Origin of the sequence: Mangrovibacterium diazotrophicum (assembly GCF_003610535.1) — a bacterium.
GTDB lineage: Bacteria > Bacteroidota > Bacteroidia > Bacteroidales > Prolixibacteraceae > Mangrovibacterium > Mangrovibacterium diazotrophicum.
Genome location: NZ_RAPN01000001.1, coordinates 1,617,387 through 1,629,223 on the forward strand (window position 1 = coordinate 1,617,387; position 11,837 = coordinate 1,629,223).

General features: G+C 44.5%; 9 protein-coding genes. 3 read left to right on the forward strand and 6 right to left on the reverse strand.

The genetic code is table 11. From position 1 onward, the window contains the following. Nucleotide 1: 1 nt before the first annotated feature. Nucleotides 2-1,387: a sugar porter family MFS transporter gene (locus BC643_RS06230; protein ID WP_120272276.1), complete on the reverse strand. Its 1,386-nt coding sequence runs from the start codon at nt 1,385-1,387 to the stop codon at nt 2-4. A gap of 220 nt (nt 1,388-1,607) precedes the next feature. Between BC643_RS06230 and BC643_RS06235 the strand changes: the two genes are divergently transcribed. The 3 genes from BC643_RS06235 to ppgK all read left to right on the forward strand — a co-directional run bounded on the left by BC643_RS06235 (nt 1,608) and on the right by ppgK (nt 3,844). Next, nucleotides 1,608-2,477 (forward strand): AraC family transcriptional regulator, encoded by an 870-nt coding sequence (locus BC643_RS06235; protein WP_120272277.1) that lies wholly within the window; start codon nt 1,608-1,610, stop codon nt 2,475-2,477. Nucleotides 2,478-2,692: 215 nt separating this feature from the next. Continuing rightward, nucleotides 2,693-2,875: a helix-turn-helix domain-containing protein gene (locus tag BC643_RS06240; protein ID WP_120272278.1), complete on the forward strand. Its 183-nt coding sequence runs from the start codon at nt 2,693-2,695 to the stop codon at nt 2,873-2,875. A 234-nt stretch (nt 2,876-3,109) separates the two neighbouring features. Further along, nucleotides 3,110-3,844 (forward strand): polyphosphate--glucose phosphotransferase, encoded by a 735-nt coding sequence (gene ppgK, locus BC643_RS06245; RefSeq protein ID WP_120272279.1) that lies wholly within the window; start codon nt 3,110-3,112, stop codon nt 3,842-3,844. A gap of 103 nt (nt 3,845-3,947) precedes the next feature. Here ppgK and BC643_RS06250 read toward each other — a convergent pair whose 3' ends face one another. From BC643_RS06250 to BC643_RS06270, 5 genes are all read right to left on the reverse strand, one after another. Beyond that, nucleotides 3,948-4,523, reverse strand: a complete 576-nt coding sequence (locus tag BC643_RS06250) for a hypothetical protein (RefSeq protein ID WP_120272280.1) — start codon at nt 4,521-4,523, stop codon at nt 3,948-3,950. A gap of 160 nt (nt 4,524-4,683) precedes the next feature. Beyond that, a complete protein-coding gene (locus tag BC643_RS06255) occupies nt 4,684-7,500 on the reverse strand; it encodes a M16 family metallopeptidase (RefSeq protein WP_120272281.1) in 2,817 nt (938 codons plus the stop codon). A 221-nt stretch (nt 7,501-7,721) separates the two neighbouring features. Beyond that, nucleotides 7,722-9,071: a thioredoxin family protein gene (locus tag BC643_RS06260; protein WP_120272282.1), complete on the reverse strand. Its 1,350-nt coding sequence runs from the start codon at nt 9,069-9,071 to the stop codon at nt 7,722-7,724. A 22-nt stretch (nt 9,072-9,093) separates the two neighbouring features. Next, on the reverse strand, nt 9,094-10,422 hold the full coding sequence (locus tag BC643_RS06265) for a thioredoxin family protein (RefSeq protein ID WP_170154477.1): 1,329 nt from the start codon (nt 10,420-10,422) through the stop codon (nt 9,094-9,096). A 38-nt stretch (nt 10,423-10,460) separates the two neighbouring features. Next, complete coding sequence (locus BC643_RS06270) at nt 10,461-11,696, reverse strand: thioredoxin family protein (protein WP_120272284.1); 1,236 nt, start codon at nt 11,694-11,696, stop codon at nt 10,461-10,463. Nucleotides 11,697-11,837 lie beyond the last annotated feature (141 nt).

Below are 11,837 nucleotides of genomic sequence, written 5' to 3' on the forward strand. Positions count from 1 at the left end.
TTTAAAAGTTAGATTCAATTTCTTCGAGCGATTTACCTTTGGTTTCGGGCAATTTTTTCCAGATAAACAGGAAGCCTAAAAGGCAAATAAGGGCGTATAACCAGAATGTTCCGCCGGCTTTCAGCAGGTCATTCAAAATCGGGAACGAATAGGTGAGCACAAAACAGGCACTCCACAGCGCCGTAGTGGCAACCGCCATCGCTGCGCCGCGTAAGCGATTGGGAAAGATCTCCGAAAGTACCACCCAGGTAATCGGGGCCAATGTCATGGCATAAGTGGCAATGGCCAACAACACCAGGATCAACACAACAAAGCCTTGCAGTTCAAGAATGTAACTTCCGCCTAAAATAAAGTAGATTACAGCCAAACCACTTGAACCGATAATCATCAGTTTCCGTCTTCCCCAACTGTCAACGACTTTCATCGCCAACAAAGTGAAGATCAGATTAACAGCGCCAGTGATAATGATATTGAACAGCATATCGCCAACGGAATAGCCGGCGGCTGTGAAAATTTCTTCGGCATAATTAAAAATGACATTGATACCGCACCATTGCTGAAACACAGCCAGCACAATTCCCAAGACCAGAATTGGTTTGATTTTAGGCGATAGCAATTCTTTCGTATCCACCTTTGACGGCGTATTCTTTAAGTTTTGTTCTATATTCTTCTCCTCTTCGGCCGCATAAGCATCACCGCCAATCCGGCTCAAAATTGCTTTTGCTTTGGAAAGATTTCCTTTCTTAACCAGGTAGCGTGGACTCTCCGGAATAATGAAAGCCAGCAAAAAGAACAGCGATGCCGGAACCAACTCGGCCCAGAACATCCACCGCCAGCCCATTTGTCCATTCCACGAATTCAGGATCTCAACATCGGTAGCGCCCGCAGGTATGGCTTCAGCGATAAAATAGTTAACCGACTGCGCAGCCAAAATCCCGATCACAATCGTTAACTGGTTCACCGATACCAAACGACCACGAATAGCCGCTGGTGAGATCTCGGCGATATACATGGGTGAAATGGCAGATGCCAGGCCAATACCCAGGCCGCCGACTAAGCGATAAAAAACAAAAGGGGTAAACTGGTCTACCATTCCGGTACCAAAGGCTGAAATGGTGAACAAAGCCGCAGCAACCAGCAACGGAATTTTACGACCAAAGCGCTCGGCTAAATAGCCTGACGATACGGCGCCAAACAGGCAACCAATTAAGGCGCTGCTCATGGCCCAACCTTGGAGATACGGCGAATTGGCGATATCGAAAAATCGTTCGTAGAAAGGTTTTGCACCGCCAATAACCACCCAATCGTAACCGAAGAGCAGTCCTCCCATGGCAGAAACCAAGGTAATTCCTAAAATAAAAGGCTGATTAAATTTGTAGTGGTTCACAGTAGTTGATTTAGTTTTTCAAAAATAGCTTTCATCTGTTGGCCCGGAAATGAACTATCCTGCAAAAATATGGATTATTTTATCATTGTATATTTAGAACAACTGAATAACAACACAGCATAAAAATCAAACAAAAAGCTATATTTAAGGCCATTAATCGCCAAGTCGAGATCAAAGCGAAACCAGCAAACATTAACTATTCAAATCGAAGACTGACATAATGAAAAAACAAGATGGTTTTCCAGGACAACAAAGTTATGTTATTCCGGAGCGAATTGTCGACCAGCTAAAAATATCACCTTTATGTAATGACATCTACCTCACTGATATTGGTTATTACCCCGAAGCACGCCACCATTTCAGGGAAAGGCCGACCGGAAGTGACCAAACCATTTTGATTTACAATGTGGAAGGAACCGGGAACATCATCGTTGGAAACCAGAAAATGCAACTTCCTGCCGATCATTTCTTCATCATCCCCGAAGGAGTGCCCCACGCCTACTCTGCCGATGCCAACAATCCCTGGTCTATTTACTGGATTCATTTTGCCGGACCGAAAGCCAGGCATTTGGGGAAGCCAGGGCTCCAGGCAATACCCGTACCACGAAGCAGCAACTCGCGAACGAGCGAACGCCTTGAGCTTTTCAACGAGCTTTTTTACATTCTCGAGCGCGGTCACAGTTTTGAAAACCTGGAATATATCAGCCAGTCGCTTCCCCGCCTGATTGCTTCTTTCACTTACCTCACCCAATTTCGGTCAATCAACGAACAGTTCAGTAAAGATCCGGTAAGTCAAAGCATCAACTTCATGCTCGAAAATATCAACCGAAAATTTAAGTTGGATGAACTGGCCTCCGCCGTAAAGCTGTCAGCATCTCACTACTCACGTTTGTTTTTATACCGGACCGGACACTCACCCATAGACTATTTTATCCAATTGAAAATTCAACGAGCCTGCCGCCTGCTGGACTCTGATGACCGATCAATAGCAGACATTGCCCGCGATATCGGCTTTGACGATCAATTCTATTTCTCCCGCCAATTTAAAAAGGTGATGGGACTGTCTCCCCGGGAATATCGAAAACGGTAGCAACTGAATACCGAAGAACAAAATTATGCTTGCACATTGACGTATGAAGACAAACAGGAAACAATCCCTTCCATACGCGTATAACCTTTTAGAGATCTGAAAACATCGTCTTTCCGTTTGAAGCTTTCATGGAGACGAATCAGGCATCTGGAATCCTTATCAAGCAGAAAACAGAATCACGTTTATAAAAAGGTATTCAAATAAAATTTAATGTCATGAAAAACACAGATACAACTCTACTGACCGTAGAAGCCGTCGCCGACAAACTAAGCCTGACCAATAAGACTGTCCGCAAACACATCCGATCCGGCAAAATCCCGGCGCAAAAACATGGAAAGCGTTGGTACATTTCAACAAGTGATTTTTACAGAATATTTGCCGAATACATGACCACTTAAATAATAGCGGCTGTTGTTCAGACAATTTACCCCAGAGACAAATTAGTCAATTGGGAATATTCTGCAACTGTTGATCAGAAAAGTACTGGTTGCGAAGACTTTTCCAACCAATCTCTGATCTCTCCTGTTTGTCCAACCTGAAAATACCTTTCTGCCCAAATACCTGAATTTAGTCAGCTTTCGATTTGCCATTCCAAAATAATATTTGGTAAATTACGGCATAATACAACAAAGATGGATGTACTTGGAATAGACTTTGGCGGCTCCGGCATTAAAGGAGCAATTGTAGACAGTACCACAGGCGAACTGCGTACTGAAAGACACAGGATTGAAACACCACAGCCTGCAAAGCCCGATGCGGTTTTGGAGGTTATTAATGAGATCATCAGCCATTTCAATTGGAAAGGAAAAGTGGGCATCGGCATCCCGGGGGTAGTTAAAAACGGCGTTGTGCTTACCGCTGCCAATATTCACAAAGAATGGGTAGGCTACCCGATCAACAAAGTATTCTCGGAGCAAACAGGTTGCGAGGTTGTCGGTATTAACGACGCCGATGCTGCCGGAATCGCAGAGATTCATTTTGGAGCCGGAAGCGATGAAAAAGGCATGGTATTTTTATTGACCGTTGGCACCGGAATTGGTACGGTTATTTTCATCAATAAGCAACTGGTGCCAAACCTGGAATTGGGCCATTTGGAATTTAAAAGTAAAACCATCGAGACTTACACGGCCGATTCGGTGCGGAAGGAAAAAGAACTTACGTGGCCCGAGTGGGGCAAACGCTTCAACAAATCACTTGCCTATTACGAAAAGATGTTCAACCCGAACCTGTTTATCGTGGGAGGCGGTGTCAGCAAAAAGATGGATAAGTTCGAAGAGGAAATTACCATCGAAACACCTGTTGTTCCGGCGCAAATGGAAAACAATGCGGGCATCATCGGCGCAGCAGTTCATTTAGCGCATCTTTAAACCAGAATTTCGCAAAATATTTTGAAGGGACAGGAGCACCGAACTATCAAAGGTGTGACGTTCATTTTCAATCCAACAGAGGGAAATTTCCTCTGGAAATGTATTATTTATGCAATTTCCATTTCCACCAAAGCTTTGCCTCACCGGTGCTGAATCCATTGGCCCGAACCAAACAGGAATTGGTTTCACTGATCTCGTCAAACGATTCGTCCAACGAAACAAAACCCATATTCCGGTCTTTGATGTCGCAAAGAATATTCCCAACCATAGGTACTGCGCGTTTGGCAATCACCAGCCAAGGGACACTGGTTCCTAAGGCATCCGTTACAATTTCGAAGGCATCACCGCCTAATGTCGACTGTAAATCAGTTAAAGCTTCTCCAAGATGGCGCAGTTCCTTTCGACTTTGAAACAAGTACAAGCGAGTCTTAATCCTGTTATCTGCAGGTAACGGTCGCTCGAGTACAAATAGACCATCGGCTCCGGGACCACCCTCCGGCTCAAATGAAATCACATTATCCTGATTGGGTTTTAATCGAATATAAGGATCGGGGAAAGAGCTGACCAGCATTTTATCGTTATCGTCCGGATGTTCGGTAACCATGACAAAATAGAGTTGCCAGCGACGACGTTTTTTTGAAAGAGCCAGCTTCGTGAATTCAAGAGTTAAGGTTGACATTTAGGGTGTTTTTATAAGTGATTCTTTTCAAACGATATTTTTTGTAAAATAGTATTGCTCCCGGGATAAATGACGACCCTATAAAACAAAAGAGCCGCCACGGATTACTCCGGGCAGCTCTACCGAAACTTTATAATTATAAAGCAGAAATGGGTCCTTGTTAAATCTTATCTTCCGATAAGAAGACGACATCCAACACGTCGGCATTTTTCAGAAATTTCTTCGCTGCCTTGGCGATATCTTTAGTGGTCACATTTTCGATGATGGTTTCGTAGTACGCCGGATCCAGCTTATTCTCGCTGGTGGCATAGTACGTTTGAAGAACGGACATCCAGTAACCATTATTTTCAACCTGCTGTTCCAGGTTCTTCTTCATGTTCAAAACAACTTTATCCAAATCGGCTTGTTGAACATTCTTCTGAACGACCTTCAGTTCCTTATAAACCAATTCTTTTAAATAGTCTGCTTTAGTTGGATCGCAATCAAACTGAATACTCAATCCGTATTTCACATCCGGAATGCGCGTAAAGCTCGGTTTTACCGATACGCCGTAGGTACCACCTTCCTTTTCGCGAATATTTTCGGTGTAACGCAAATTCAGGATTGAACCTAATATACTTTGATACACCACCGCTTCTCTCGAGTAGTCGTAATCATTTCTGAATTTCAACACAACGGTTGCCTTCGGATCAGGCATTGGAAGCTCAATTCGATACTCGTGCTTGCCTGTCGGATAGTAATCTCCGGTATCCACCCACTTCTCCGTTTTTCCGGTTGAACGGATTGAACCAAGATACTGCTCCACCAATGGCTTTAATTCCTCTTCCGATACATCGCCAACAATGAAGAATGTGAAGTCGCCGGCGTTGTCAAAACGCTCCTGGTAGATTTCCTTCATCCGATCAAAATTGATCTGGTCGAGGTACTCTTTGCTAAACTTCAACGATCTCGGGTTGCCGTTACTCAAGATTGAACTTAGTGTGTCGCGCATGATCGACTTCGCGGTTTTCACCTCATTTTCCGCATTCCGGTAATTAATTTCCATCAGACGGTCGAAGTTATCCTTGTCGAAACGTGGCTCTTCGAAACGCATGTACACCAACTGCAACATGGTCTCCAGGTCGGCAACCTTCGTGCTTCCCGAAATTGACTCGGAATAGCTACCGATGTCGAAACCGCAGGATGCTGTTTTGCCCGTAGTTACTTTTTTGAATTGAATCGGATCGAACTCACCAATTCCGAAGCCACTAACAAAATCAGCAGCTGCATTGAATGACGGAATATCTTCCACTCCGTATAACGAACGACCGCCACTACTTTGTCCGCTCAACACCACCGCTTCTTTCACGTAGTCGTCGAACTTGTACACCACTTTCGCACCATTCGACAAGGTCCATTCGGTTGCATCAAATTCTTCGATTTTCTTTTCCGAGACGATTTCTCCGGCTTCCGGCAGGCTGCTCAACAGCTCGGTCGATACCGGCGCATTGTCGATGTAGGGCGCTAAATCGCTGCTTTGAACCCTGGCAATAATTGCCTCAATTTCCTTCGGCGAAATAAACACCGTACCTGGTTCGCGTTCCGGACCGGTGATCACATAAGAGCGATTCACGTCCGTTAAATATTTTTTTGCAACAGCCGAAACTTCTTCCGCCGTAATTCCCGGGATAATTTCTTTGGCGAACTGGTATTTAAACTCCGCGTCGGGAATTGACACCTGCTCCAGATAGGCTGTTTTGATCGCCTTGCAATAAGCTTCAGCACCAATTAAATCGCGCTTTTGGTAGCTGTTTTCCACACTCACCAACATGTTTGTTTTCAAACGTTCGAGCTCCGTATCGGTAAAACCGAAGCGAAGCACCCGCTCCAACTCGGTATAAACGGCTTCGAAAGCAGCTTGCTCTTTACCCGGCTCGCAACTCGCAAACACATCGAAGGTTCCGTAACCACGCTCCAGGCTACCCAAACCAACGCTTCCGCGCTTGAATGGCTGTGTCGATTCCTGTACCAGTTCTTTAATGCGGGAACTCAGCAGCGAATTGAAAAAACTATTGAGATAGTTCTCGCGCAAATCCGCGAAGCTATTATTGTTCCGTTTCTTGTAACGAATTTTTAGATCGACACTCACATTTTTATAGTCCGGATCCATCACCTGCACATACATGGGTTCATTGTTATCCGGAATGGCAACTACCGTCCGCGCCATCGGATTTTCAATGGCCGGAATGGCCGAAAACAGTTCCTTTACTTTTGCCTCGATGGTATCCACATCAATGTCTCCCACAATCGCTACCGCTTGCAAATCGGTGCGGTACCAGTTGTGGTAAAACGAGCGCAATTCTTTCGGGTCGAAATTTTTAATCACATCCAACTCGCCAATCGCATCGCGCTCAGCATAAATGGTATTGTTGAAGATGATTGGTGCTGTTTTGGCCTGCACGCGGAATGAAGCATTTCTGCGGGTACGCCATTCTTCGGAAATCACGCCACGTTCGGCATCAATCTCCGCTTCGTCCAGCGAGAGTTCGTCGCACCAGTCGCGCAAAATCAGCAAACACGAATCCACCAAACCTTCGTTCGCTGTCGGTACACGGCTCATGTTATAAACTGTTTCGTTGCGGGTGGTGTAAGCATTCACATCGCGGCCGAATTTCACACCATTTTTCTCGAGCATGTCCAGCATTGATTTTCCGGGAAATGTGGTTGTCCCGTTAAAAGCCATGTGTTCGAGGAAGTGAGCCAAACCATCCTGCTCATCAGTTTCGAGTGATGCACCCACGTTCTGGTAGATGTAGAAACTGGCCGCCCCTTTCGGATTCTCGTTATGCTTGATGTAGTAGGTCAAGCCATTTGGCAAAACGCCTTTTCGAATCGAGGAATCAAACGGAACTTCCTGCGACAAATCGGTAAACTGTTGCCCGAACGACAACGTGCCAATGAGAACAACTCCCATCAGCAAAAGAAATAGTTTTCTCATAGCTGATTCAATTTTCGGCTGAAAATTATTTTGATATTTATATTCTTGAAATGTTGAATTTGCGGGTTGCTGGAAGAAAAAAAGTATGTCTCACCTCAGAACCCGCAATTGAAGAAAAAGAGCGCCCGAGCCAATCTTCCAACTAAAAACTGCCCGATGGCGCTCGATATGAAGCTGTTAAAAAAATCCACAATAAATGTTTGGCTTGACTGATGCACGGATCAATTTTCATTCTGCACCATCAGTTCCAACTCATGCTGAAAATTGACTTTCTTCTTAACGTTGAACGGCATTTTCTCAATCGCTGCTGACTTGAGCGCAATCGCATCCTTTGTTTTACCTTCTTTGTAAAGCAAATCGGCTTTCAGGTTATCCACCCAGTATTGGCCGGGAATCAATTCGTAACAGTAATCAATCCACTTGTTCAGCGTTTTCGTTTCTTGATTACCCTCCATCACGGCTAAATAATTTTGGCCCACTTCTGTTATTGCATCCACCCGCGCGCCAGCCGTCATGCCTTCTTTATATCTTTCCAGCATCAAGTCGGTATAGGCGTCTTTTCCTGCGACTTTTCCTTTGGAGTATGATTTATAAAGCTCTGCATCGCTCTCGTGAATCTCCTTAACTGATTCCAAATTCATTAAACTATCCACATAGTTTTCCGCTAATTGCTTAAACGTATCGTAATCCTTTAAAAAGCGATAGTAGTCCATCTGAAAGGTTTGCAGGTTTTCGTTTGCTCTCGGCTTGATTCCATATTGCTGATAGCGATCAATCAATACTTGCATTAAGGAAGCACTTCCGCTTCTCTCTGCCTTTTTCAATGTACGTGCAAACATGCCTTGGCGAAAACGCTCAACATTAATCCTTTGGTTACCCGACACCAGGGTCAAGTAATGTTCATAGTTGGCATTGAAGATCTCCTCCGCCTTTGTTCCACAATACATGTTCTCCCGATTCTTCATCAAAAACTGCAGCATCTCTTCACTCGATTCATCAAATTCGGTTTGCACTTTCAGCCAGGCATCAATGCCCTCTGAAGCATCCGACCCAAACTCATCCATCTTCTGAAGATACAGTTTGAGGAAAGCCTCGTCATCCTGTTTGTTCGGATACATAGTTTGCAGCTTTTCCCAACTGTATTTAGCAGTTGCAGCATTCAAAGCTTCTTTTCCAAAGCCAATCATGTCGTAGCCTTTTGTTACGCCCACGCCCATGTGGACAATATCGCCATCACCGTTAACAAACAGCATCGTCGGGTAAGCAGTGACCTTGTAACGTGCGGCTGCCTCTTTGCCTTCTTTCTCTGCATCCAATTTCAGGCTGATAAAGTTCTGATTATAGAAATCACCATTGGCCTGCTCTTTAAACGGCCCAGCCGCCAGCTTTTTACATGGTCCGCACCATTCGGTGTAAAAGTCGATAAATATAAGTTTGTCCTGCTCTTTGGCTTGATCAAGTGCCACTTCGAAATCGATGTGCTTAAAATCGATTCCCTGTGCCAATGCTTGTCCGGCAAACAACACCCCAAAAAGCAAAACGGCTACTAGCTTATTTCTTGTTTTAATCATCGTTGAGTTCTTTGTGTGCAAATTAGCTCAGGTTAATTTCCTTGCCTTCCTTCATCAAATCGAGGTCGGCTTTAATTGAAACACCGCGTTTCATATCTTCTTTTTGCGCGATTTCGTATGCTTCTTCTGCAATTTTAATCGCCTGTTCCTGGTCGCCACCAAACTTGTACAGAATGTTGGCATACTGGCTCATCACCGTTGCATCGCCCGGAATCATGTCGTAAGCTGCCTTCATCCAACGAACCACATCGGCCTTGTCCTGCTCGGTTGTTACAAATTTTGAATACGCGAATACCATGCTGTAAATCTGTGTACTATTACGAATCGCATATGGATGGGAATAGAGTGCACGGCTATCGCCTTCCGCCCGGAGGCGCAGGTTTTCTTCGTAATCTGCACGCAATTTTGCCACATCCAAAGATTGAATATAGGCTTCGTTGTCGTCGTGCACCAAGGCTTTGTATTTTTCGCCCTGTTCCGATTTTTCGTAGTAGAAAATGTACAGGCGTTTACGCTGGGCTTCATCCACACTGGCTCCCGCTTCGCTTGCACGAGTCAAAACATATTCAAGGATGGTGGTATCGCGTTTTAAAATGGCGTAATCAGTTGTGCTTTCAACCATACTGCGAGGCAACTTCTGGAAGATCTCACGGATATCTTTGCGCACCCACAGCTTCCAGGCGTCCGAGCCATTGTTGCGTTGAATAATCTCGTCAGCTTTACCACCAAAAATCAGTTCCCCGCTGTGGTCGGCCAGGAACGTCACCATTTCCTTGCTTGCTTCCGGCATTGTTGTTTGAATGTCGAGGTAATGTTCCACGATATCGGTGTAACCGGTCGACTTCGCTTCTTTCAGCTTATCCAAATACATGCGCACGAATTGCTCGTTATCCTTTTCCTGAGAGTAGCGCTCGGCCAAACGTCCCGCGCTATTGGGATCCTTGCCGTAAGCCACTGCCAATGCTACTTCTTTCATAAATTTTTCAGTTGGCATCGATGCTTCGAATCGATAAACGACCACGCCATCTCCATCCAGAAAAACGTAACCCGGCAAACCTGAAATTCCATATTTGCGTTTGATTTCAGGCCCTTCTCCGCGCTCCACATCAACTTTCAAGGCAACAAAATTCTCATCGAAGTATTTTCCGACCGTATCTTCCAGGAAAACCGTTTTTGCCATGTGCTTGCAGGGTCCACACCAAACAGCGTAACCATCAATAAAGACCAGTTTGCTTTCGGCCTTTGCTTTAGCCAGTGCTTGTTCCAAAGTACCGTGTTCGAAAGTAATTCCCTGGGCCAGAAGAAGCATCGGTGCAGCCAGAAGAAGAATAAGTGAATATATTTTTTTCATTTTTTCTGTATTTATCGTGCGGTTAACGTTTTTCATTACTAGTTCTCGGTATTTTCCTTCTTACGAATCACATCCGCTCTAAGCTTTTGCAGATCCGAATTGCCCGGCATCAATTGATCGCCGTATTCAATCCAGCTAAGTACTTGCTTATATTCTTTCTTGTTCTCCGTGAATTTCAAAAATTTAGAACCGATTTTTACAATGGCGTCTTTTTGCGCAGTCGCTTCAACTCCCTCAGCCATTTTTTCCAAAGTCAGGTTTCCCATAATGCTGGGCGCATATTTTGTCGCTTTATAATCGTCGTAAGCCGCTTGATCTTCAGTACGAATTTGCTCCAACGTCTTAGCTCCCATCATGCTATCCATATAAGCCGTAGCCAATTGCTTGTAAGCTTCGCCATCATTTGCCAGAAAACAGTAGTTCAGCTCATAGCCTTTCAGTTCATCAGCTTTCTCCGCACTGCCCGGTAGTTCCTTCCAGCTTGTTATAAAGGCACGCATAAGTCTGGCATCACGGGTTTTATACGCGAGTTGCCGGGTATTGTAAACCATAGTTGCCTGAAGACTTTCCAGGGTCTTTTCTTCAGCACGTGTGGCAATATCAAAATATTCGTTGTAGTTCGTTTTCAGGATTTCCTCAGCTTTGCCATCAATCAACAGGAACTTCCGGTGATCGAACAGGTATTCCATCATATCCACATCGTTCTCTTTAATCTCGGTTTGAACCTTCAGCCAGGCTTCAATGGCATCGTAGGGTTCTTCCCGGTACTCGATCATCTTCGCGATGTATAATTTTAAAAACCGCTCGTCATTTTTCTTACCTTCATATTCAGCCTTCAGATCGGCCATGCTATAACCGTTACTTACAGCAGCAATGGCTTCTTTGCCCATGGTAATGGCATCCGGGATATCTCTGTATCCAACTTTCTTGTACACCATTTCGCCCTTACCGTTAATAAATACAGTGGTTGGATAAGCGTTTACGCCATATTTACGAGCCGCTTCCTTTCCTTCCTTTTCGGCATCCAACTGAATATTGATAAACTCCCGGTTATAGAGATTTCCTACTCGTTCGTTCGGAAAAACATTGTTAGCCATCATTTTACATGGGCCACACCATTCCGTATAAAAATCGATAAAAACCAATTTGTTTTCCTGCTGTGCCTGGGTTAACGCTTCCTCAAATGTGATCTGTTTAAAATCAATTCCTTCTGCAAATAACTGTCCCCCAAAAAACATGGCAAGAACGACTAGAATTGTCTTCAATTTGTTCATGAAACTATTTTTTAATTGCGATTAAGTTTTTCTAATTGAACGGTAATCAGTCTTTTCTACGACTTATTTACTATTAAGACCGAAAAACGGGGACCGAGAGTGACAACAGTATCAAAAAAAAAGTCAGTTCATAACTAAATG

Excerpts from the sequence above, each read along its gene's own strand:
- BC643_RS06235 (WP_120272277.1), top strand. The coding sequence starts at position 1,608 with ATGAAAAAACAAGATGGTTTTCCAGGACAACAAAGTTATGTTATTCCG.
- BC643_RS06240 (WP_120272278.1), top strand. The coding sequence starts at position 2,693 with ATGAAAAACACAGATACAACTCTACTGACCGTAGAAGCCGTCGCCGAC.
- ppgK (WP_120272279.1), top strand. The coding sequence starts at position 3,110 with ATGGATGTACTTGGAATAGACTTTGGCGGCTCCGGCATTAAAGGAGCA.
- BC643_RS06250 (WP_120272280.1), bottom strand. The coding sequence starts at position 4,523 with ATGTCAACCTTAACTCTTGAATTCACGAAGCTGGCTCTTTCAAAAAAA.
- BC643_RS06255 (WP_120272281.1), bottom strand. The coding sequence starts at position 7,500 with ATGAGAAAACTATTTCTTTTGCTGATGGGAGTTGTTCTCATTGGCACG.
- BC643_RS06260 (WP_120272282.1), bottom strand. The coding sequence starts at position 9,071 with ATGATTAAAACAAGAAATAAGCTAGTAGCCGTTTTGCTTTTTGGGGTG.
- BC643_RS06265 (WP_170154477.1), bottom strand. The coding sequence starts at position 10,422 with ATGAAAAAAATATATTCACTTATTCTTCTTCTGGCTGCACCGATGCTT.
- BC643_RS06270 (WP_120272284.1), bottom strand. The coding sequence starts at position 11,696 with ATGAACAAATTGAAGACAATTCTAGTCGTTCTTGCCATGTTTTTTGGG.